The organism is Altibacter sp. HG106, assembly GCF_028561755.1.
GTDB lineage: Bacteria > Bacteroidota > Bacteroidia > Flavobacteriales > Flavobacteriaceae > DFVG01.
In genome coordinates this window covers 53,809-75,977 of sequence record NZ_JAQQTD010000009.1, presented here as the reverse complement: position 1 = coordinate 75,977, position 22,169 = coordinate 53,809, and the positions used below count along the sequence as shown (strand labels likewise).

The window sequence follows — 22,169 nt, the reverse complement described above, 5'->3', positions numbered from 1 at the left end:
TTTTTGTGGGTTTGTATTTATTCGTTGTTTTCTGTTTGTTCTTCATTTGTATCAAGAGTAGTGCCATTCTCCTCCTCCATCTCTTCATCCTCTTCTATCACTACTTTTGCCACAGCGGCAATCGCATCATCTTCACGAACTTTGATCACGCGTACTCCCTGTGTCGCGCGACCCATCACACGAAGATCGGAGACTTCCATACGAATGGCAATTCCCGATTTGTTGATGATCATTAGATCGTCACCGTCGGTTACATTCTTGATGGCCACTAAGTTACCAGTTTTATCGGTAATATTAATGGTTTTTACTCCTTTTCCGCCGCGATTGGTAATACGGTAATCGTCGATACTTGAGCGTTTCCCGTAGCCGTTTTCTGAAACTACCAGAACTTCGGTTTCGGTATCGTTAATAGCAATCATGCCTACTACTTCATCTTGATCGTTGTCCAGCTTGATTCCACGGACTCCGGAAGCATTTCTTCCCATGGGGCGCGTTTTCTCTTCTTCGAATCGAATCGCTTTTCCACTTTTTACCGCCAGCATCACTTGACTATCGCCTGTAGTAAGTTTCGCTTCTAACAATTCATCTCCGTCTTTGATGGTAATCGCATTGATTCCGTTGGTACGAGGTCTTGAGTATTGTTCCAGCGGTGTTTTCTTTACTTGTCCTAACTTAGTCGCCATGATCACATAGTGGCTGTTGATATACGCTTCATCCTTAAGATCCTGCGTACAGATAAAGGCTTTCACTTTGTCATCGGGTTCGATATTGATCAAGTTCTGAATGGCTCTTCCTTTTGAATTTCGACTTCCTTCCGGAATTTCAAAAACACGCATCCAAAAACACTTTCCGTTTTGGGTGAAGAACAACATATATTGATGATTGGTTCCTACAAACAAATCTTCTAAGAAATCTTCATTTCTGGTGGAAGAGGCCTTTTGGCCTACCCCTCCTCGATTTTGCGTCTTGTATTCCGTGAGGGAGGTACGCTTGATGTAACCTGCATGCGAAATGGTAATAACCACTTGTTCGTCAGGAATCAGGTCGGTAATACTTACATCTCCTCCTGCATACTCAATGGTAGAACGACGTTCATCACCGTATTTCTCACGAATCTCATTGAGTTCGGTTTTGATGATGTCCATGCGACGCTCCTTTTTGGCAAGAATGTCTTTATAATCCTCAATGGTTTTCATCAATTCTTCGTACTCACTGCGCAGCTTGTCTTGCTCCAGGCCGGTGAGTTGACGCAATCGCATTTCTACTATTGCTTTGGCCTGAATTTCGGTCAGTTCAAAGGTTTCGATCAATTTGTTACGGGCCTCTTCGGCATTGGCCGAAGCGCGAATCAAGGCGATCACTTCATCGATATTGTCTGAAGCAATGATTAGCCCTTCTAAAATATGTGCGCGCTCCTCTGCTTTCCGAAGCAAATATTCGGTACGTCGCACCACCACTTCGTGGCGGTGTTCCACAAAATAGTGAATCAATTCTTTTAGATTCAACAATTTGGGACGCCCATTGACAAGCGCGATATTATTGACACTAAAGCTTGATTGAAGCTCGGTATATTTGTACAACATGTTCAACACGATGTTGGGGATCGCATCTCGCTTTAAGATATAAACGATGCGCATCCCTTTTCGATCGGATTCATCACGTATGTTCGAAATTCCTTCGATTTTCTTATCGTTAATCAGGTCGGCGGTCTTCTTGATCATGTTCGCCTTATTCACCTGATACGGTATTTCATTTACTATGATGCATTCGCGACCATTGACCTCTTCAAAATGCGCCTTTCCACGCATCACCACGCGACCTCGGCCGGTATGAAACGCGTCTCGCACACCATCATATCCGTAAATCACTCCTCCTGTTGGGAAGTCGGGTGCCTTTACGTACTGCATGAGTCCGTCGATATCGATGTCGTTATCATCTATATAGGCAATGGTCCCATCAATCACCTCCGTAAGGTTGTGGGGCGGCATATTCGTAGCCATACCTACCGCAATACCCGAGGCTCCATTCACTAGCAAGCTGGGTATTTTAGTGGGAAGCACGGTGGGTTCTTTGATGGTGTCATCAAAATTAAGCTGATGATCAACCGTCTCTTTGTCAATATCGGCGAGCATTTCTTCGGAAATCTTCTGCATTCTCGCCTCGGTATATCGCATGGCTGCCGGGCTATCCCCATCAATCGAACCAAAGTTTCCTTGTCCGTCTACCAGCATATATCGTAAACTCCATTCTTGCGCCATACGTACCATCGCATCGTATACCGAAGTATCCCCGTGCGGGTGATATTTTCCCAGTACTTCTCCCACGATACGTGCCGATTTCTTATGAGAACTATTTGCGCGAACACCCAGTTCATGCATCCCAAAGAGCACGCGTCTGTGAACGGGCTTTAACCCATCCCGAACATCTGGCAGGGCACGTGACACGATGACCGACATCGAATAATCGATGTAGGCCGATTTCATTTCATCTTCAATGTTTATTGGAATTAATTTTTCGCCTTCAGCCATAAAAAATCAATTTAATTTTTACCTGTTAATCTAACGAGCAAGATACTATATTTTATAGGTTTTCGAGAGGGTTTCGAAGGGCATTATTCACGATTTTATTAACAAAATTTAAGAGTCGCTTTGTGATAATTAAGTGCATTTATTCTTTGATTTTAAATGCTTTTTTCGTCTTTTTACTCCTACCCCCTTTAATGAGGAACGGTTTTTGACTATCTAACCGTAGTTTTTAAGTAATTTAGTAGCACAGGAATTGAATTTATGGATGATAATTTTTCCCCAAGGGTAAAAGACGTAATTGCGTACAGTAAAGAAGAAGCCCTTCGTTTGGGCCATGACTTTATTGGTACCGAACACTTGATGTTGGGTCTCCTTCGTGATGGAAACGGAAAAGCGGTTTCCATTTTGAATGCGCTAGACGTCGACTTGAACCACCTACGCAGAAAAGTCGAGATTTTAAGTCCGGCGAACCCAAATGCTGGCACTGCCGGTAACGATAAAAAGAACCTGCATCTCACACGACAGGCAGAACGCGCGCTAAAAACAACGTTTTTAGAGGCGAAACTATTTCAAAGTAATTCGATCAATACTGCGCATCTTTTGTTGTGTATTCTTCGGAATGATAACGATCCTACCACCAAGTTGTTGAACAAGATGAAAGTAGATTACGATGGTGTAAAAGATCAATTCAAGCAATTGATTGGAAAGGACGATGATTTCACTGATAGTCCGACCAGCGAATCCTTCCCCAGTGATGATGAAAACGCAGCCTCAGAAGATGATAAAGACAGCTTATTTTCTGGAGGAAGTGGCGCTAAGAGTAACAAGAAATCAAAGACGCCTGTATTGGATAACTTCGGAAGAGACCTTACTGCCTTAGCCGAAGAAGGGAAATTAGATCCCGTTGTAGGTCGTGAAAGTGAAATACAGCGCGTCTCTCAGATTTTAAGTCGAAGAAAAAAGAACAATCCCTTATTGATTGGTGAACCCGGTGTCGGGAAATCGGCTATCGCGGAAGGGTTGGCCTTGCGCATTACCCAGCGAAAAGTATCGCGAATTCTTTACGACAAACGACTGGTAACGCTGGATTTAGCTAGTCTGGTAGCCGGCACTAAATACCGCGGACAATTTGAGGAGCGAATGAAAGCGGTGATGAATGAGTTAGAAAAGAATGACGATATTATTCTGTTCATAGACGAAATTCATACCATTGTGGGCGCCGGTGGCGCTACAGGCTCTTTAGATGCTTCCAATATGTTCAAACCGGCTCTGGCTCGCGGAGAAATTCAATGCATTGGGGCAACTACGCTGGATGAATACCGTCAGTATATTGAAAAAGACGGAGCGTTGGAAAGACGTTTTCAAAAGGTATTAGTAGAGCCTACCTCGGTGGAGGAAACCATTGAAATTCTTCAGAATATTAAAGACAAGTATGAAAGTCATCATAACGTTACTTACACTCAAGATGCCTTAGAGGCGTGCGTAAAACTCACCAATCGTTATATGACCGAGCGGTTTCTTCCGGATAAGGCGATCGATGCCTTAGATGAGGCAGGGTCTCGTGTACACATTACCAACATTAATGTTCCAGACAAAATTTTGAACATTGAAGCGAGTCTGGAAGAAGTTCGGGAGCGTAAGAATTCCGTGGTAAAAAAGCAAAAGTACGAAGAAGCCGCCAAGTTACGAGATGATGAAAAAAACCTGGAAAAGGAACTAGCGGCTGCTCAAGAAGCCTGGGAAAAAGAATCGAAGCTGCATAAGGAAACAGTAGACGAAGAAAATGTCGCGGAAGTTGTCTCTATGATGACGGGTGTTCCTGTGAACCGAATTGCACAAACGGAAAGTAACAAACTAGCCGCCCTACCCGACCGCATTAAAGGAAAGGTGATTGGTCAAAATGAAGCGGTGGCGAAAGTGGTCAAAGCGATACAACGTAACCGTGCCGGATTAAAAGACCCAAATAAGCCGATTGGTTCCTTTATTTTCTTAGGACAAACCGGTGTGGGTAAAACACAATTGGCGAAAGTGCTGGCGCGCGAGCTGTTTGACAGCGACAATGCCTTAGTGCGTATAGATATGAGCGAGTATATGGAGAAATTTGCCGTGTCTCGTTTGATAGGAGCGCCTCCGGGCTATGTTGGGTACGAAGAAGGCGGACAACTTACTGAGAAGATCCGCAGAAAACCGTATGCGGTTGTTTTATTAGATGAGATCGAAAAGGCACACCCGGATGTATTCAATATGTTGCTTCAGGTGTTGGATGACGGATATTTAACAGATAGTTTGGGTCGAAAAATCGACTTCAGAAACACCATCATCATTATGACCTCGAATATTGGGGCGCGTAAGTTAAAGGACTTCGGACAAGGAGTTGGGTTTGGAACGGCCGCAAAACAGAGCCAGGCAGATGCTCACGCCAAGAGCGTGATTGAAAACGCGCTGAAGAAAACCTTTGCTCCCGAATTCTTAAATCGTGTAGATGATGTAATGGTCTTCAACGCGCTCGAAAAAGAGGATATACATAAGATTATTGATATTGAGTTAGACAAGCTGTTCCTTCGCATCAAAGACATTGGGTACGAATTAACCCTCACCGATGCCGCCAAGGATTATATTGCCGACAAAGGATTCGATAAAGATTATGGCGCGCGTCCTTTAAAGCGTGCTATTCAGAAATATATCGAGGATGCGCTGGCGGAAGAGATCATTAATTCGAAACTGGAAGAAGGCGACCAGATCACCATGGACCTAGATGCCGATTCGGGAGAATTAACCATCGGTATCGAGAAGCAAAAGAACCCAACGGAATCCTAACTTTAGTAGCTTCCCAAGTATATAAAAAGCACCTTACGAGGTGCTTTTTTAGTGTATATTAAAATGTCGCTGCTAGAAGAGCAATTCGTTATCAATGGTCAATCCCTGCAGAAACCCTACCGAAGTATGAATGTCGTTGGCCAGCAAGCGATCATTTTCAACGAAAGGAACGCCCTCCCGATAACTTTTTAGAAAGGATTCAACAAAGGGAGAAGATTTTTTAGGTTCGCGAAACACCAATGCCTGCGATGCATTCATTAGTTCAATCGCCAGGATGGTTTCGACATTGTCAACAATTTGTAAACATTTTGTGGCGGCATTGGCTCCCATACTCACATGATCTTCTTGTCCGTTGGAAGAAACAATCGAATCAACTGAGGCAGGTGTTGCTAGTTGTTTGTTCTTACTCACAATACTGGCCGCGGTGTACTGCGGAATCATAAAACCACTGTTCAGCCCCGGATTATTCACCAAAAACTGAGGTAAGTTACGTAGCCCGGACACCAATTGAAAGGTGCGTCGTTCTGAAATATTCCCTAGTTCAGCCATGGCAATTCCCATATAATCTAGTGCGAGCGCTAAGGGCTGACCGTGAAAGTTTCCTCCTGAAATGATCGTATCCTCACCCACAAAAATGTTCGGGTTATCGGTGACCGAGTTGATCTCCGTTTTCATGGTTTTGGAAACAAACTGAAGGGTGTCTTTCGTGGCGCCATGTACCTGTGGGATACAACGAAACGAATAGGGGTCTTGCACCATTTTGTGTTCGGAAGCTCCAATCTCACTGCCTTCCAAAAATTCGAGTATTTGCTCGGCCGTATGAATCTGACCACTATGAGGTCGAACTAAATGTACTAATTTGTCAAACGGACTCATATTGCAGTCAAACGCATCAATGGAAGCCGCTCCAATTAGGTTGGCAAGGTACCAGAGCTTGTGCGATTTCAATAAACAGTGAATGCCGTAGGCGCTCATAAATTGAGTGCCATTGAGTAAGGCAAGCCCTTCTTTCGCTTGAAGTTCAATGGGTTCCCATTCGTACGTTTTCAGCATCTCTTGGGCCGACACGATCTGGTCGTTGATATAGACCTCCCCTTTTCCCAGAAGAGGAAGCGACATATGCGCTAAAGGCGCCAAATCTCCCGAAGCCCCTAAGCTACCCTGACTGTAGATGACCGGAATAATATCCTTGTTGTAGAAATCAACCAGTCGCTGAACCGTTTTCAGTTGCACCCCGCTATAGCCATAACTAAGCGATTGGATTTTTAAGAGCAGCATTAATTTTGCGATGGGTATCGGAACGAAGTCACCGGTTCCACAGGCATGCGACATCACCAGGTTTTCCTGCAATTGAGAAAGGTTGTCAGCACTTATTTTTACATTGAATAACGATCCGAATCCCGTATTTATCCCATACACCGGGGAATCGTGCTTCTTCAACTTTTGATGCAGGTAGTCATGCGATTTATTAATATTTAGAATCGCTTCTTCGGAAAGTTCCAAGGTCTTCTGATGCGTTATGATCTCCTGTAAGGTAGGTAGGTCCAGCAGTTCTGAACTGATGTAATGGATGTCTGGCATGGATTAGGTGGTTTGGGCAAAAATACCAATTCTAATTCTAATGCGTTCCGCTCCTTCGGTAAAATTAAAGACGTACTTTTACAGAAATTCTTGAAACATGACACGCCTTTTTTTAACTCTTCTTGTCTCCTCCCTCCTTTTTTCTTGTGAAGAACCTGTAAAGGACTATGTAACCTTTTCCGGTACCATTCAAAACGCCAATAGCGATTCGCTCGTGATTCGGAATAAGAAGTTTTCGAAGACCATTAAAGTCGCTTCCGACGGAACGTTTAGCGACACCTTAAAAGTTACAGAAGACGTACATCGCCTATTTGATGGAACTGAACAAACCAGTATCTACCTAAAAAACGGATACGACTTAGACATGCAATTGGATGCTGCTAACTTTGATGAAAGTATCACCTTCAGTGGCACTGGCGCAGAAAACAACAATTTTCTCGCCTCGTACGCCCTGCTGCAAGAAAAAACGCTAACTCATGATTTTTCAAAAGCCGAGAATATGACGGCCATGAATTCGCAGATCGAAGACGCTAAGAATACCTTAAATAAGTTTCTGGATCAACAAAAGTCGGTCGACTCCTCTGTAGTGGGATATGCCGCTGGAAATCTCGACGGACTCATGAAGTCGTTGCAAGGGTATTACGGAGGTGTCTTACGTGTGCGTCAAGCGCTACCGGTCGGTTCACCGGCGCCAACCTTCGAGGACTATGAAAATTATAACGGAGGAACCACCTCCTTGGCAGAGCTACAAGGGAAGTTTGTGTACATAGATGTATGGGCCACCTGGTGTGCTCCGTGTAAAGCAGAAATTCCGTATTTGAAAGAGCTGGAAGCCGATTATCACGATAAGAACATTGCCTTTGTGAGCATGTCTATTGATGATGATAGAACACATGACGGGTCTTGGGAAAAGGCCAAAAGCGATTGGAAAGCTATGGTCGCCGATAAAAAGCTAGGAGGCATTCAGATTTACGCTCCGAATGGTTGGCAATCTGATTTTGTCACCGGGTTTCAGATCAAAGGCATTCCACGGTTTATTTTAATCGATCCGGAAGGAAATATCGCTGATCCAAGCGCGCCTCGTCCATCGAATCCAGAACTTCGGGAAACGCTAGATCAATTGCTCTCGTCTTAAAAGGTTATTTTTTCCTTTCCTCTGCGGAAGGTTGCGGTTCTTCCTGACGGAACAACTCTAAGAAAGCGTCGCCAATATATTCAATAATATCTCCTGCCATGAGCGCTTCAAAACCGTGTTCCTGGGCTCCGAGATTTCCGGCACTTCCATGCAAATAAATTCCAAAAATGGTGGCCATTAAGGGGTCATAGCCTTGTGCAATAAGACCGGCAAGCATCCCGGCGAGCACATCACCAGCTCCTCCGGTAGCCATCCCTGGATTTCCTGTGCTGTTGATATAGACGTCATCGCCAAGTACGGTAAGGCTATTAGCGCCTTTCACCACAACAATTACTTCAAACTCCTTCGAAAGGGCTTGCACTTTTTCGATCTTTTCGTAATCATTCTTCCAAGCTCCAACCAAACGTTCTAATTCCCCGGGATGTGGTGTTAATACGCTGTGTTTTGGAACCTGCTTCCACAATGAATGGTCCTTGACAATTAGGTTAAGGGCGTCGGCATCAAGCACAATGGGGCCTTCGGCTTTCTCAAGGATACTTGCAAGCGCTTTTGATGATTCCGAGGTGGTACCCATCCCCATACCTACTGCCATAGTGGTAGGTGAAAGGTCGAAGGCGGCTTCGGAAAGCGTGTGTTCGTTTGGGTCTGTGAGGGTCATCACTTCCGGTTGGGCGGTTTGAAACACCTGAAAACCACAAGCGGGGATATACGCGGTCACCAAACCTGCTCCCGAGCGATACGCTGCTTTGGCTGCTAATTGTGGTGCGCCCAGTTTTCCGTAGCTACCGCCCACGATAAGCACATGGCCAAAAGTACCTTTATGCGCATATTTTTCTCGCTGTTGATAGAAGCGCTGGGCTTCCGGTTTTAAAATGACACGGGCCAGGGGGTGCGTGGTATGCAGGTATTCGGGGTCGAGTCCGATATCAATCGCTTCGAAATAGGGAACAAACGCCCCGGTTTCGGGAAGAAAAAAAGCCAATTTAGGTGCCTGAAAGGTTAACGTATGATTCGCCTTTACGATGGCTTCAGAATCTTCTATGGCTTCATTGGCGTAGAGTCCGCTTGGCATATCGATCGATAGCGTAAACGCTTTTTGCGCATTGATGAATTGAATAAGTTCCTTAACCCAGCCTTCAGGAGGTCTATTAATACCAATTCCGAAGAGCGCATCCACAATAATGTCCTGAGGGGCAATCTCAGGGAAGTCGGCTGCCGAACGCATCAAGACTGGCCATTTCTTGGTAACTTCCTTCACGCGATCGTAATTGATCAAAAAGCATTTAGAACGTTTATCAGTAAAATTAGCGATATAGATGGTTACTTGATACCCGTGTTCGATCAACAATCGGCCTACTACCAAGCCATCGCCTCCATTGTTCCCAATTCCACAAAAGATGTGAATGTGAACCTGAGCCCCTTGCATGCGTTGATGAAGCCACTGGAAGACCTGCTGCCCTGCCCGCTCCATTAAGTCAAGAGAAGAAATTCCTTCTTTCTCTGTGGTGCGTTTGTCGGCTTCGTAGAATTGCGCTGCGGAAAATACCTTCATAGAAATTCAAGTTTCCTGCAAGGTACTGTCTTGTTGAAAACAATCAAAGAATATCATCGTCTCCTTTTAAAGATTATAATACTTTTGTGAAAAATGATTCCGCATGAAAAAAACCGCACTTACACATGTTCACGAAGCGTTAGGCGCCAAAATGGTTCCCTTTGCCGGCTACTTGATGCCAGTTTCCTACGAAGGGGTAAACGCCGAACACGAAACGGTTAGAAAAGACGTAGGTGTCTTTGACGTGTCCCATATGGGTGAATTTTTGGTGACGGGTCCAAACGCACTAGAACTCATACAGAAGGTAAGCAGCAATGATGCTTCCACGCTGGTAGACGGACAGGCGCAATACAGTTGCTTGCCTAATGATGAAGGTGGAATTGTAGACGATTTAATTATTTATCGCCTGGAGGCGGAAAAATGGTTACTGGTCGTGAATGCTTCCAACATTGAAAAGGATTGGAATTGGATCAACTCGCACAATACGATGGGAGCGGAATTGCGGAATTTGAGTGAGGATTATTCCCTGTTGGCGATTCAAGGGCCAAAAGCGGTGGAAGCTATGCAGTCACTTACTTCAGAAGACCTGAGTAGTATTAAATTCTACACCTTTAAAGTAGGAGATTTCGCGGGGATAGAGTATGTGATCATCAGTGCTACCGGCTATACCGGGAGCGGTGGATTTGAGATTTATTGTAAGAACTCTGAAGTCGAACAGATTTGGAACAAAGTGTTAGAAGCGGGCGCCTCGTATGGAATTAAGCCTATCGGACTCGCAGCGCGGGACACCTTGCGTTTGGAGATGGGGTATTGTCTCTACGGAAACGATATAGATGACACCACCTCTCCCCTAGAAGCCGGTCTGGGCTGGATTACCAAGTTTACTAAAGATTTTATTCATTCAGAAGCGCTTAAAAAAGAGAAAGAAAACGGCCCCACACGCCGCTTGATCGCTTTTGAATTGCAAGAACGAGGCATTCCGCGACAAGGGTACCCCATTGTAGATCGCGAAGGAACTTTGCTAGGAACGGTGACCAGCGGTACCATGGCCCCTTCGGTTGGCAAAGGAATTGGTTTGGGGTATGTTCCTTTTGAAATGAAAGCACCAGGTACGGAAATATTCATTCAAATACGCAAGAATGCAGTTCCGGCAACCATTGTGAAACTTCCGTTTTACAAGGGTTAATGGTCGATTACCAAGAAATACTCAATTCTATTTATGCGAAGCTCCAAAAGCGAGTAGATAAAGGCAAAGTGGCTTCCTATATCCCGGAGTTGGCAAACGTTCCGAAGGAAAAATTTGGAATCTACCTGAATCGAATCAAGGGAGAAAACTATTGTGTGGGCGATTGGGAAGAACCGTTCTCCATTCAAAGTATCTCCAAAGTATTATCCTTTGCCCTGGCTTTTTCGAAATTGAAAAATCAAGTGTTTCGGCGTTTGGATGTAGAGCCTTCTGGAAACCCCTTCAATCACCTTTCTCTCTTAGAAATGGAAAATGGGATCCCTAGAAATCCTTTTATTAATTCCGGAGCCATTGTAATTGCTGACATGCTACTCAGTATGTTGGACGATCCTAAAAACGATTTTCTGGCGTTTGTACAAGGCATAACAAACGACCCCACCATTCAGTTTAACAAAACCGTGGCGGCCAGTGAAGCCGAAACCGGTTATGGTAATTATGCCGCTGCCAACCTTTTGAAATCCTTCGGAAATCTCGAAAATGACGTGGACAGGGTATTGGATTTTTACTTTCATCAGTGTTCCATCGAAATGAATTGCAAACAACTATCGAATGCGTTCTATCTGTTTGCAAACCGAGGCAAGTGTATGCAGCACACCACACATCTTTCTATCAATCAGGTAAAGCGCATCAACGCCATCATGCTTACTTGCGGGTTCTATGATGAGGCAGGCGAATTTGCCTTTGAAGTAGGGTTGCCGGGCAAAAGTGGCGTGGGGGGTGGTATTGTCGCGCTACTGCCTAATGAGTTCGTCTTAAGCTGCTGGTCTCCCGGCTTGAACGAGAAAGGGAACAGCTATTTGGGAATGTTGGCCTTAGAAGAATTTACCACTCAAACCAATCTATCTATATTTTAAGCGTTGTAAGGATATGACGGAGAAGAATCGCATATTGATTATGGGCGGAAGCGGCTTTATTGGAACGCATATATACCAGGAGTTACGTTCTTTTTACGATTGCTACGGAACCTTTTGCTCGCAACAGGAACGATACGAAAGCAATCAGGTGTATTCTCATTTTGACGCAACTTCAGGGCCTATTGATCTCATATTAAAGGAGGTTGCGCCTACCCATATCATATCTTGTTTTGCAGCACCCGAACCGGCGTATCTGCAGGCTCACAAAGATGTCATTGCATATTTGGAAGCAAATACTTCTGTTCGGTTGATCTATATTTCTTCTGTAGTGGTGTTTGATGGCAATCAGAACTATCCTTCGTACGAAGAAACCGTTCCCTCTACGGTGTCGGCAATTGGCAAACGTCATTTGGCGGTAGAAAGGCTATTGCGGCAACTCCCTGCGAAGCGCTACAGTATCGCACGTCTGCCCTTAGTATTAGGCGTCAATGCTCCCATGGTGGTACAATTAAAACAAGCTATTAAGCACGAGGCGCCTTTTGAAGTGTTTCCAAATATTATTGTTAGTGTGACTACGATCGATAAAGTATGCCAACAAATGCATTATATAATCAATCGGGAATTGCACGGTATTTATCATCTAGCGAGTGAAGACCTCATACACCACGACGACCTTTTTTATGAGATCGCTTCGGCTTTGGGCGATAAAATGCCTATCTTTAAAAAAGTGTACAGTAGCAATGACGATGCATATCTCGCAGTGCTTCCCAAAGCAAAAAAACTTCCGAAGACCTATCAGATAACCACTACGGAAGTGATAGATGCCTGTACCTTATTTGATGAAATTTCAACCTTAAAAAACATTTTATGAAAGCCTTATCAGCCTCAGAAATAAAAAAACACATTGCCACTCTGGATGGATGGCTTTACGAAGAGAATGCCTTGCATACCTCAATAGAATTTAGAGATTTTAAAGACGCTTTTTCACTGATGACGCGAATTGCTTTTGAAGCCGAAAAGCTAGAACATCATCCAGATTGGTCGAACGTTTATAACAAGGTGAATATTTCGCTTTCCACGCATGATGCGGGGGGCGTTACAGAGAAGGATTTTCAACTGGCACAGATCATCGACAAATTAGTGAGCTAAGGTTTGCTATCTACTTCAATTTTTTAAATTTGTAGCGATTCAAAAAAGGAATGTCGTTCCTTTTTATTAATACTAGCATACTTATGGGAAGAGCTTTTGAGTTCAGAAAAGCAAGAAAAATGAAACGCTGGGCAGCCATGTCCAAGGCGTTTACGCGTATTGGGAAAGATATCGTTATGGCGGTGAAAGAAGGCGGACCTGACCCCGACACCAACGCCAAATTGCGAGCCGTGATTCAGAACGCGAAGGCGGTGAACATGCCTAAAGACAATATTGAACGGGCTATTAAACGGGCTAGTGATAAGAGTTTAGGGGATTTTAAAACAGTACTTTTTGAAGGGTATGCCCCACATGGTATCGCTATTCTTATTGAAACGGCAACCGACAATAATACGCGTACTGTTGCGAATGTGCGCTCTTATTTTAATAAATGTGATGGAAGTCTCGGGGTGTCCGGATCTGTGGCCTTTATGTTCGATCATGTGTGTAATTTTCGCATTGACGCCGATGGAAAGGATATGGAAGAACTGGAACTCGAATTGATCGACTTTGGGGTGGAAGAAATCTTTGAAGATGACGATGGCGTATTAATTTACGCCCCTTTTGAAAGCTTCGGAGCCATACAGTCGTACCTAGAAGATAATGACATTGAGATACTTTCCTCCGGATTTGAATACATTCCGCAGGTGACGAAAAAGATTAGTGCTGAAGAAGCTGAAGATGTCGATAAATTACTAGAGAAGATCGAGGAAGACGACGATGTTCAGAATGTATATCACACCATGGATGAAAGCTCTTCGGAAGAATAATTGAAGCGTATATACAACGAAAAAGAGCAGCTACATAGCTGCTCTTTTTTTGTCTTAAGAAACTTTTCTTACTCTTTATACAAGTATAGAGAAGAAGCTCCTTGCAATTCGTAATTAGCGGTTGGACTTATGTCTCCGCCAGCATTTGCATCGGTAAAGGCAAGCACTCGTCCGCCACCGTTGGCACGTTCGGCGATGTAAACCGTGTTTGTTTCAGCGTCGAACTCAGCTGCTACAGGGTTTCCGAGAAATGTACTGCTTCCTGCAACGCGTACCTGATTTCCAGCGACAAGCAGGGTTCCACCGTCTGAAATTCCGGCAATTTTGCTTTGGAATTCTGTAATGATATGAAATGCGCCGTCAGTGTCTGAACCGGCATCTCCCACGTCTGTTAGGATCATGGTATTGCCGTCAAATGCCAATCCATGAGTTCTTACAATTCCTTCAATCGTTACACGTTTAGACGGTGTAGCCGTTTCATCGATAGTATACCCGGTGGCAAAATTGTTGAATACGGCGATGTCTGAAGTTTTATCTACCACAACATACAGGTCACTGTTTACAAATTCAATTCCCCATACGGCAAAATCGACCGTTACTGTGTTACGCAGGGTAAATCCAGAACTTTCTTCTACATATACATACAATCTTCCGTCATCGGTCATCGGGTCTCCGTCTACGTCACTATTATCAGCAACTACATATACGCCACCACCCACTGCGATGTCGCGCGGACTCGTTAGATCGGCGGTACTTGAAAAGTTCAACGCCAAATTGATTCCATCATCTGCCAATGAAATATCGGCATAAGAGTTTAGTTGTCCCAAGGTTCTCGAAGCTTGCACCAACTCATCATCGGTAGCGTCGTAATAAATGCCTTCGGAATCCTGAGAAATTGTAATATAGGTTTCAGAATCTTCTACAGACAGGTCAGAAACATTATAATTGGTAACATTTCCGTTGTTGTTGTTTGAAGCATACAATTCAGATCGCAATGCTACGGTATCATCTGTAGTATCATCACCGGTCACTGTACCATTGTCATCATTACTGCATGATGCAAGCAATCCTACAGTTGCAAGGCTTAACGCCATCCATTTAATCTTTTTCATAATGTTAGATTTGTTTTTGATTATTGGTACGTAGTTACTACAATTCTCGAAGGCACTAGAAAATTGGGGGCATACTTAACGTATATTTAACTACAGTATATTGAAAATAAGCATTTTACAGTTACTCTTTCGCAAAGAGGTTAACAAAAGTTTTCCATAAAAAGGCGTTAAGAAAAGTATGAGTACTGTTAAAGGACCTAGGTTCTTTCAGGAACCTTTCCTACAACGTTTTGATAGTACGCGCGAAGTATTGTGGTGTCTTTGGAAAGATCGCCTGTGGGGTAAAAGGCAGGATGAATAAAGACTGTTTTGGTACTATAGTCAAATGCCACGGGAATGATGGGCACTTCCGCGGCCAGGGCAATGTAGTAATAGCCGGTTTTCCAGGCGTTCACTTTTTTACGGGTTCCCTCCGGCGCCAATGCAAGTCGAAATTCGTCCCGATCTGCGAATAAGGAAGCAATAGCAGCGGTTTTTTGCTGGCCTGGAGTACGATCTAAAGGAGCACCACCCATCCACCTGAAATAGGCGCCCATTGGACCTTTAAACAACTCTTTTTTGGCAATAAAATGAATGTCTGTTTTGAGGATACGTCTTGTAAATGCCCCAACATAGAAGTCGTGCCAGCTTGTATGTGGCACCACAATCACTACCGATTTCTTGATGGTTGGGTCGAATTTTCCCTGGATTTCCCATCCCAGCACCTTGTGAAAGATAAATTTAGTAATCCCCATAACGGCGTTTGGCTACATCTTCAAATATAGCGAACGCAGTCGGTCTCGAGTCATTTTTTGCTCCCAATCTTCGCCAAGCGCGTTTTCCCATAGCGGTACCAAGCCTAAGGCAATATCGATCATGGTATCCATTTCAGCATTTGACAGGTTCTTACAGAGTCCTTGTGGGATATGAATATCATGTAGTGCCACCATTTCTTTGAATACCGCGACATCCTTTGGGTAAAATTCTTCCAAATGATTAAATACAATACAATTACCTAAGCCGTGTTTCGTACCTAACACATAAGAGAGTCCGTAACTCATGGCATGTGCCACTCCTACCTGCGAATAAGCAATGCTCATTCCACCATGCCAGGAAGCCATCATTAATTTACCTCTAGCTTCTTCTTCGGTCAGCTCTTGTTTAAGAAAAATCTCTAAGCAAATATCATAGGCTTTTTCACCATAGCTTTTACTGAATTCATTGAGGAACGTTCCATTGAGCGATTCAACACAATGGATAAAACAATCCATCCCCGTATAAAACCATTGATTCTTCGGAATTCCTTGCGTAAGTTCGGGATCCATAATAACCTGATCGAAGGGGGTGAAGTCACTATTGATCCCTAATTTTTTTATGGGTCCAGTGAGCACAGCGGTGCGAGAAACTTCTGCGCCTGTGCCTGATATGGTGGGTATTCCCACATGATAAACTGCCTTATTGAGAACGAGGTCCCAGCCTTGATAATCGGCGGCGCTTCCTTTGTTGGTGAGCATAATGGAAACTGCTTTTGCAAGGTCGAGAACCGTGCCTCCTCCGATGCCAATAATTCCAGAGGGGATGCGCGTGAATTCAGATTGAATGTTGGCAACAATAGCATCCACTTGGGAAGTCTTGGGTTCTTCATCGGCCGAGATAAAAAATACCTTGTCATTGAAATGGAGTTCGATACGATCCATAAGAAATGGATTGCCACGAAAAACATCGTCTACCAAAAAGATAAATGGCGCGTTCTCGTTTCTATTAGGAGCGAGAATGGAGGTGAGTTGGTCAAAGCTTCCGGAGCCGTAGACCACTTTGGGAACCATGGGAAAGTTGCGATAGCGATGGTTCACCGATTTTTCTTCCGTTTGCTGCAACGCTTTGTTGGCGCGTACCAGATCTTCGGGAGTATCTATTTCAATTCCTTTTGTGTTAGATATGGCCATTTTTATGTTTTTTCCGTATTCCAAATATCGTATGCATTCTATTTTTTCAGCAGCTTCTAACCCACGCATGGGCCATCGGTAAAAATCCATTAGTGATTCTTTTCGAAACGCATAAATACCCTTATGCTTATAATATTGAACCGCAGTATTCTTATCGCGCGGATACGGAATAGGAGATCGGGAAAAGTATAAGGCAAAATTATGTTGATCAACAATTACCTTCACGCAGTTGGGATCGCTAATTTCTTTCCAATCGTGTATTTCGGTCATAAGCGAGGCCAAATCGATCTTCTCGGCATCTGGACCTTGGAATACACTAAGTACCTTTTCTAAAGAGTCTCTGCTCGTAAAAGGTTCATCTCCTTGCACGTTTACTACGATATCCACATCCATAGTAGCGACTGCTTCCGCAATGCGATCGCTTCCGCATTCGTGTTCTTTCTGACTCATGATCGCCTTTCCACCGTTGCTTTCAATTTCATTGAAAATGATCTCGTCATCAGTGACGACATATACAGCATCGAACAATTGGGTTTCGACAGTGGCTTTATAGGTTCTAAGAATAACCGACATGCCGCCGAGGTCCTGCATGAGCTTTCCTGGAAAACGTGACGCCCCATAACGAGCGGGAATCATAGCAATTATTTTCACGATGGTTGAAATTTTTTAGAAAGCTTCAAAAATAGAAAGATTCTAACAGCCGTGAAGCCGTTTTCCAAAATTATCTACCTACTAGATGCAGCAACCTACAAAAGGTTTACAGCGAATCTTCAAAAAATTCATTTTTGAAGCCTATGAGATAGAGTTTTTCCTTGGCACGCGTAACAGCGGTGTAGAGCCAACGTAGGTATTCTTTATCCACTCCATTAGGCAAATAGGGTTGTTCTACAAAAACAGTGTGCCACTGCCCTCCTTGCGACTTGTGGCACGTAATGGCGTATGAAAATTTGACTTGCAGCGCATTGAAGTATTTATTGTTCTTTATCGCCAGAAACTTTTTGTAATTGGATTTTTCTTCGGCATAATCTTCTTTCACGGCCTCATACAATCGATTGGAATCATTATAGGATAGCGAGGCACTTTCGGAAGTAAGCGTGTCAATAAGCAACACGCATTCAAAGGGTCGCATCTTTGGGTAGTCTACCATTTGTACCAACACTTCCGCAAAGCGGAACCCATAAAGATCTTTGAATTCAAATATTTCGAGCACCTGCACTACATCGCCATTAGCAATAAAGCCGGCTTCCGACTGGGGTTTGATCCAAAAGTAATTGTTCTTTACCACCATGAGATGATCGCCGGCAGACAATTCTTCCTCCTGAAATAGAATACGGTTACGAATGTTCTGATTGTATAGATTTGCCCGTTTGTTGGAGCGAACAATGATGGTGGCACCTTCGGTACCTAACTGATGATAGGCGTCTTGAATGGCATCCATGAGTTCCATCCCATCGGTAGGACGAATAACTTCTTCTTGTTCGCCAAGTGTAAATCGAAAGCTTTCAAACGCCTCCTTCTCAAGGCAATCTCGTAATTCCGTCGCATTTAAAAGAATATCCCCTCCCCGCTTCTGACGCACCACTTCGTCCAGTTGTACGGTAATCACTTCCTTGCGATATTGGAGCGATAGTAATTCTGGGTCTAAGGCCGGACTAATCGCTAATTTTACCGGCGGTAATTGTGCCGTGTCGCCAATAAGCAGTAATTTACACTGATGCCCCTGGTCTACATATTCAATAAGATCATCCAACAACGAACCATTTTCAAAAAGCTTGGAATCTTGATTGATATCAGGAATCATAGAAGCTTCATCTACAATAAACAGGGTGTTTTTGTGTTTGTTCGGCTTCAAGGTAAAGGTGATTCCACTTCCCTTTTTGCTTTTGGGATAGTAGATTTTCTTGTGAATGGTAAAGGCTTCTTTATTGCTATAGTTACTGACCACTTTAGCGGCTCTTCCGGTGGGTGCCAACAATACCGACGACCACTTCAATTTCCAAAGGTTCTTGACGATGGTACCCACAAGGGTAGTCTTTCCGGTTCCGGCATATCCTTTTAAGAGAAACACCTCATTTTTTTCAGGACTACAAATAAAAGAAGCGAGGCGCCGAAGGGCTACGTCTTGTCCCTCTGTAGTTTGGTGTGGAAAACTAGATTTGAGAAGAGAATAAAAATGTGAAACATCCATGATATCATCGGCCATATGTGAAGCAAAGGTAGGCATGATTTTTAGGGATATTACTTTTACGAACCAAAAAAAATTGTAGATTTGCTCTAGACGTAATCGTATAGTATTTAATCAAACTTTCAAACAATGAAACTTGTAATTCAAATAGTGCTTTGGGTTGTTATTCTTTTCCTAGGATATAAATTATATGACTCCATTACGGGGCCTGTACAATTCAATAAGGTGAAAGAGGCACGCTATCAAGCGGTTATCAAGAACCTAAAAGACATTCGTAAGGCTGAATTGGCACATCAGGAAATTACAGGAAAATTCACGGGTAGTTTTGACAGTTTAGTTCGTTTTATTGATACGGCTCAATTTGCCATCACACAACGAAGAGATACGAGTTACGCCGATGTTGAGAAAAACAAGGCATATGGTATTGATGAGGGGTACTATATTGAGGAGATCATTTTAGATACCTTAGGCTTTACTCCGGTTAGAGATTCTTTGTATGGTGGGACAGACCGATACAAAAGCATGATGAACATTCCTGTTCAGGGAGTCGATGAACAATTCCAACTGAAAGCAGGAACATTAATGAAAAACGGAACAGCCTATTCTGTTTTTGAGGCCAAAGTAGATAAGGACGTCATTCTATACGACCTTGACAAGACGCTTCTAGCTCAGGAGAAACAAGTGAATTCAGTGGATGGTGTAAATGGAACCGCTATTAAAGTAGGATCTATGGATGAGATCGATACAAGTGGAAACTGGCCGAAAGTGTATGACTCTGCAAACGAACAATAAGCATACTACCACATCTTATAAACGACTGTCCGTTCAAATTTCTTTGACCGGACTTTCTTTTTTTGTAGAAGATATCGCGACGCGTACACTTTTGTTTTCTGCAGAAGAGTCTTTTGATGGAACACGCTCACCAGAAGAGGTTTTGGAAACCATTCAACACTATTTTCGGAAACAAGAAGCGCTTCAAGAGCCTTTCGAAAATGTGGTGTTAATATATAATACACCCTTGTACACGCTGATTCCTAAAGCGCTTTTTGATCGAGAAAAGGCGAGCGAATATTTAAAATTCAATGCGAAAATCTTACCCAACGACTATATTGCGGTGGACGAAGTCTCGATACATGAAAGTGTGGTCGTGTATGTTCCTTACATCAATGTCAACAATCATTTCTTCGAGAAGTTTGGAAGTTTCAGTTATTACCACGGAATTACCGTAGTACTAACGCAATGTGTCAAGGAAGAACGACATGATTCGGGTGCTAAGGTGATTGTGAAACTAATGCCAGCTTCCTTCGATATGTTGGTGTTTCAACAAGGCGCATTACAATTGTGCAATACATATACGTACCAGACACCTGAAGATTTCCTGTATTACCTACTATTTGCGATGGAACAATTGTCCCTTAATCCTGATTCGGTTCCTATTGAAATCATTGCAGACATAGATGAGACCGACGAGCGCTATGCGCTGGCCTATGCGTTTATACGCAATATTTCAATCCGATCTATGGCCACCTATCAATTAGCTCATACCATCGCCTAATGCGCATTATTTCAGGTACTCATAAAGGAAGAAGACTACTGGCACCAAAGCAGCTACCGGTTCGACCCACAACCGATTTTGCAAAAGAAGGATTGTTCAATATTCTTCGCAATCGATTTGATTTTCACACCTTGCGTGTTCTCGAGCTGTTCGCGGGAACCGGGAATATCAGTTTCGAATTTGCATCCCGGGGAGTGCCCAGTATCAAGGCGGTTGATAGTCATTATGGATGTGTGCAATTTATTGATAAAATCGCAACCGAATTTAACTTCCCCATTACTACCGTAAAATCGGATGTTTTTTCTTTTCTAGATCGAGAAACGACCCCCTATGATCTCATTTTTGCCGATCCGCCTTACCAGTTTGAGGCTCAGGAATGTGCAGAGATCGCGAACAAAATTAAGGAAAATAACTTGCTGAAAGCGTCAGGGTTTCTTATCATTGAACATAGTAAACACACAGATTTGAGTCAAATAGCTGACTTCCAAGAACAGCGAAAGTACGGTGGATCTGTGTTTAGCTTTTTCACTAACAAAACTCATGACAACCAAACCTCCCAAAACCATTCAGCTTGACTTTATTACTCTTTCCATATACCCAAACTATTTAATTTCGACCATCAAAGAAGGGGTGCTATTTGATATCCCACAATTAACCATTTTAGAACAATTGTTTGATGCTTACTATCCAGATCAAGAATTTGTCATCATTGCTGATCGAAAACATGACTATACCGTAAATCCGACCTGTTATCTTGAAGTTTCAAAATACGAGAAATTACAGGGGATTGCCGTAGTATGCTATTCAGAAGCTTCTGAACAAACAGCGGCCTTTGAAGAAAATTTTTACAAAAAACCTTTTGAAGTATTCAATGATTTGGATAACGCGAAAGAATGGTCGCTTCAACTACTGCAAGGTTCTGTCTAGTATGCTTAAAATTAGCCAATAGTATTTGGGGTATCGTACATTTTAAGTACATTTAAGATACCAACTTGTACATCCCGCGTTTTGGCATCGAAAGAACTACACATTGAAGAGTTAGATTTTATTACACTACACTTTTATGAAGACTATGTAATTTCGACCATCCATGAAGGTGTTTTTTTCGATATAAAACATCTAGATGAAGTAATAGCACATTTCAAAGCCTTCTATTCAGGAAACAAACCCTTCGCCTCTATCGCCAATCGTAAAAACGACTATACCATCAATCCTACTTGTTTTTTCAGATCGGACATTATGCCAAACTTAGTGTGCCTCGCTACCGTATGTCATTCGCAAACTTCTTACGATACGGCTTGCTTCGAGAAAATGTTTTATAAGGGAAATTTCGAAGTCTTTATGTCGATGAAAAAGTGCAAGCAATGGGTTGGAAAGAAAATTCAGAACTATAAAGAAAATGCAGGCCTGTAAGCCGGATTCTGTCTTTCATTTCTGAAAGCCCTATCATTTATCTGGACATGCAATTACTTACATGCTCTAGCTGCCCACCCTCCCACTCGAGCGGGAACTCTTAAGCGTGGGTTTACGTGGCATTTCACCGCATAGAGTTTACCTGATTTCACTACGGCATTACCCGTACATTCTTTCTGTTGCACTGGTCCGCTCTTCTTTCAAAGAGGACGGCTGTTAGCCGCTATGCTTCCCTATGGTGTCCGGACTTTCCTACCCGCCTAAGCGGATCGATAAGGCGGCCTGCGCGGTAAAAGTACGCAATGTTGATA

The 22,169-nt window shown here is 43.3% G+C and carries 18 protein-coding genes and 1 other RNA gene; 11 read left to right on the top strand and 8 right to left on the bottom strand.

What is annotated here, in order from left to right; genetic code table 11:
• Positions 1-17 precede the first annotated feature (17 nt).
• Positions 18-2,528 carry a DNA gyrase subunit A gene (gene gyrA, locus PO830_RS14015; protein WP_272854200.1) on the bottom strand — a complete coding sequence of 837 codons (2,511 nt, stop codon included), beginning with the start codon at positions 2,526-2,528 and terminating at the stop codon, positions 18-20.
• 258 nt (positions 2,529-2,786) lie between these two features.
• Here gyrA and PO830_RS14010 point away from each other — a divergent pair, with 258 nt between their 5' ends.
• Positions 2,787-5,342, top strand: coding sequence for an ATP-dependent Clp protease ATP-binding subunit (locus PO830_RS14010; protein ID WP_272854199.1), 2,556 nt, complete (start codon positions 2,787-2,789; stop codon positions 5,340-5,342).
• A 72-nt stretch (positions 5,343-5,414) separates the two neighbouring features.
• On the opposite strand, the gene hutH is transcribed toward PO830_RS14010, so the two are convergent.
• Positions 5,415-6,923 carry a histidine ammonia-lyase gene (gene hutH, locus PO830_RS14005; protein WP_272854198.1) on the bottom strand — a complete coding sequence of 503 codons (1,509 nt, stop codon included), beginning with the start codon at positions 6,921-6,923 and terminating at the stop codon, positions 5,415-5,417.
• Positions 6,924-7,020: 97 nt separating this feature from the next.
• Here hutH and PO830_RS14000 point away from each other — a divergent pair, with 97 nt between their 5' ends.
• Complete coding sequence (locus PO830_RS14000) at positions 7,021-8,058, top strand: TlpA family protein disulfide reductase (RefSeq protein WP_272854197.1); 1,038 nt, start codon at positions 7,021-7,023, stop codon at positions 8,056-8,058.
• Between the two features lie 4 nt (positions 8,059-8,062).
• On the opposite strand, the gene PO830_RS13995 is transcribed toward PO830_RS14000, so the two are convergent.
• Entirely contained in the window at positions 8,063-9,610 is a 1,548-nt protein-coding gene (locus PO830_RS13995; RefSeq protein WP_272854196.1) for an NAD(P)H-hydrate dehydratase, read from the bottom strand.
• Between the two features lie 103 nt (positions 9,611-9,713).
• On the opposite strand from PO830_RS13995, the gene gcvT reads away from it, so the two are divergent.
• From gcvT to PO830_RS13970, 5 genes are all read left to right on the top strand, one after another.
• Positions 9,714-10,796, top strand: a complete 1,083-nt coding sequence (gene gcvT / locus PO830_RS13990) for a glycine cleavage system aminomethyltransferase GcvT (protein ID WP_272854195.1) — start codon at positions 9,714-9,716, stop codon at positions 10,794-10,796.
• A complete protein-coding gene (locus PO830_RS13985) occupies positions 10,796-11,710 on the top strand; it encodes a glutaminase (protein WP_272854194.1) in 915 nt (304 codons plus the stop codon). Before gcvT ends, PO830_RS13985 begins: the two co-directional genes overlap by 1 nt.
• Before the next feature lie 13 nt (positions 11,711-11,723).
• On the top strand, positions 11,724-12,581 hold the full coding sequence (locus PO830_RS13980) for a sugar nucleotide-binding protein (RefSeq protein WP_272854193.1): 858 nt from the start codon (positions 11,724-11,726) through the stop codon (positions 12,579-12,581).
• The gene (locus PO830_RS13975; protein ID WP_272854192.1) at positions 12,578-12,859 is read left to right on the top strand and encodes a 4a-hydroxytetrahydrobiopterin dehydratase; all 282 of its coding nucleotides are present in this window, start codon (positions 12,578-12,580) and stop codon (positions 12,857-12,859) included. Before PO830_RS13980 ends, PO830_RS13975 begins: the two co-directional genes overlap by 4 nt.
• 83 nt (positions 12,860-12,942) lie before the next feature.
• Positions 12,943-13,668, top strand: coding sequence for a YebC/PmpR family DNA-binding transcriptional regulator (locus PO830_RS13970; RefSeq protein WP_272854191.1), 726 nt, complete (start codon positions 12,943-12,945; stop codon positions 13,666-13,668).
• A 68-nt stretch (positions 13,669-13,736) separates the two neighbouring features.
• On the opposite strand, the gene PO830_RS13965 is transcribed toward PO830_RS13970, so the two are convergent.
• From PO830_RS13965 to PO830_RS13945, 4 genes are all read right to left on the bottom strand, one after another.
• Positions 13,737-14,780 carry a hypothetical protein gene (locus PO830_RS13965; RefSeq protein WP_272854190.1) on the bottom strand — a complete coding sequence of 348 codons (1,044 nt, stop codon included), beginning with the start codon at positions 14,778-14,780 and terminating at the stop codon, positions 13,737-13,739.
• A 197-nt stretch (positions 14,781-14,977) separates the two neighbouring features.
• Complete coding sequence (locus PO830_RS13960; RefSeq protein ID WP_272854189.1) at positions 14,978-15,514, bottom strand: 1-acyl-sn-glycerol-3-phosphate acyltransferase; 537 nt, start codon at positions 15,512-15,514, stop codon at positions 14,978-14,980.
• A 12-nt stretch (positions 15,515-15,526) separates the two neighbouring features.
• Positions 15,527-17,341: a 3-deoxy-manno-octulosonate cytidylyltransferase gene (gene kdsB / locus PO830_RS14840; protein WP_442870120.1), complete on the bottom strand. Its 1,815-nt coding sequence runs from the start codon at positions 17,339-17,341 to the stop codon at positions 15,527-15,529.
• Between the two features lie 121 nt (positions 17,342-17,462).
• Positions 17,463-18,893 carry an ATP-dependent DNA helicase gene (locus tag PO830_RS13945; RefSeq protein WP_272854208.1) on the bottom strand — a complete coding sequence of 477 codons (1,431 nt, stop codon included), beginning with the start codon at positions 18,891-18,893 and terminating at the stop codon, positions 17,463-17,465.
• 126 nt (positions 18,894-19,019) lie between these two features.
• Here PO830_RS13945 and PO830_RS13940 point away from each other — a divergent pair, with 126 nt between their 5' ends.
• The 4 genes from PO830_RS13940 to PO830_RS13925 are packed head-to-tail and all read left to right on the top strand — an operon-like array spanning position 19,020 to position 21,372.
• On the top strand, positions 19,020-19,682 hold the full coding sequence (locus tag PO830_RS13940) for a hypothetical protein (protein ID WP_272854188.1): 663 nt from the start codon (positions 19,020-19,022) through the stop codon (positions 19,680-19,682).
• Positions 19,660-20,445: a DUF3822 family protein gene (locus tag PO830_RS13935; protein ID WP_272854187.1), complete on the top strand. Its 786-nt coding sequence runs from the start codon at positions 19,660-19,662 to the stop codon at positions 20,443-20,445. Before PO830_RS13940 ends, PO830_RS13935 begins: the two co-directional genes overlap by 23 nt.
• On the top strand, positions 20,445-21,020 hold the full coding sequence (locus tag PO830_RS13930) for an RsmD family RNA methyltransferase (protein WP_272854186.1): 576 nt from the start codon (positions 20,445-20,447) through the stop codon (positions 21,018-21,020). Before PO830_RS13935 ends, PO830_RS13930 begins: the two co-directional genes overlap by 1 nt.
• Positions 20,986-21,372, top strand: coding sequence for a hypothetical protein (locus tag PO830_RS13925; RefSeq protein ID WP_272854185.1), 387 nt, complete (start codon positions 20,986-20,988; stop codon positions 21,370-21,372). The genes PO830_RS13930 and PO830_RS13925 overlap by 35 nt, the downstream gene beginning before the upstream one ends.
• A gap of 467 nt (positions 21,373-21,839) precedes the next feature.
• Here the strand turns inward: PO830_RS13925 and rnpB are convergent.
• Positions 21,840-22,147: RNase P RNA component class A (rnpB, locus tag PO830_RS13920), an RNA gene on the bottom strand.
• Between the last annotated feature and the right edge of the window lie 22 nt (positions 22,148-22,169).

What these genes read in the sequence shown, in the direction of transcription:
- PO830_RS13970 (WP_272854191.1), top strand. Translation starts at nt 12,943, where the DNA reads ATGGGAAGAGCTTTTGAGTTCAGAAAAGCAAGAAAAATGAAACGCTGG.
- PO830_RS13995 (WP_272854196.1), bottom strand. Translation starts at nt 9,610, where the DNA reads ATGAAGGTATTTTCCGCAGCGCAATTCTACGAAGCCGACAAACGCACC.
- PO830_RS13965 (WP_272854190.1), bottom strand. Translation starts at nt 14,780, where the DNA reads ATGAAAAAGATTAAATGGATGGCGTTAAGCCTTGCAACTGTAGGATTG.
- PO830_RS13935 (WP_272854187.1), top strand. Translation starts at nt 19,660, where the DNA reads ATGACTCTGCAAACGAACAATAAGCATACTACCACATCTTATAAACGA.
- kdsB (WP_442870120.1), bottom strand. Translation starts at nt 17,341, where the DNA reads ATGATTCCCGCTCGTTATGGGGCGTCACGTTTTCCAGGAAAGCTCATG.
- PO830_RS13960 (WP_272854189.1), bottom strand. Translation starts at nt 15,514, where the DNA reads ATGGGGATTACTAAATTTATCTTTCACAAGGTGCTGGGATGGGAAATC.
- PO830_RS13930 (WP_272854186.1), top strand. Translation starts at nt 20,445, where the DNA reads ATGCGCATTATTTCAGGTACTCATAAAGGAAGAAGACTACTGGCACCA.
- PO830_RS14010 (WP_272854199.1), top strand. Translation starts at nt 2,787, where the DNA reads ATGGATGATAATTTTTCCCCAAGGGTAAAAGACGTAATTGCGTACAGT.
- PO830_RS13945 (WP_272854208.1), bottom strand. Translation starts at nt 18,893, where the DNA reads ATGGATGTTTCACATTTTTATTCTCTTCTCAAATCTAGTTTTCCACAC.
- PO830_RS14000 (WP_272854197.1), top strand. Translation starts at nt 7,021, where the DNA reads ATGACACGCCTTTTTTTAACTCTTCTTGTCTCCTCCCTCCTTTTTTCT.
- PO830_RS13980 (WP_272854193.1), top strand. Translation starts at nt 11,724, where the DNA reads ATGACGGAGAAGAATCGCATATTGATTATGGGCGGAAGCGGCTTTATT.
- PO830_RS13940 (WP_272854188.1), top strand. Translation starts at nt 19,020, where the DNA reads ATGAAACTTGTAATTCAAATAGTGCTTTGGGTTGTTATTCTTTTCCTA.
- PO830_RS13985 (WP_272854194.1), top strand. Translation starts at nt 10,796, where the DNA reads ATGGTCGATTACCAAGAAATACTCAATTCTATTTATGCGAAGCTCCAA.
- PO830_RS13925 (WP_272854185.1), top strand. Translation starts at nt 20,986, where the DNA reads ATGACAACCAAACCTCCCAAAACCATTCAGCTTGACTTTATTACTCTT.
- hutH (WP_272854198.1), bottom strand. Translation starts at nt 6,923, where the DNA reads ATGCCAGACATCCATTACATCAGTTCAGAACTGCTGGACCTACCTACC.
- gyrA (WP_272854200.1), bottom strand. Translation starts at nt 2,528, where the DNA reads ATGGCTGAAGGCGAAAAATTAATTCCAATAAACATTGAAGATGAAATG.
- PO830_RS13975 (WP_272854192.1), top strand. Translation starts at nt 12,578, where the DNA reads ATGAAAGCCTTATCAGCCTCAGAAATAAAAAAACACATTGCCACTCTG.
- gcvT (WP_272854195.1), top strand. Translation starts at nt 9,714, where the DNA reads ATGAAAAAAACCGCACTTACACATGTTCACGAAGCGTTAGGCGCCAAA.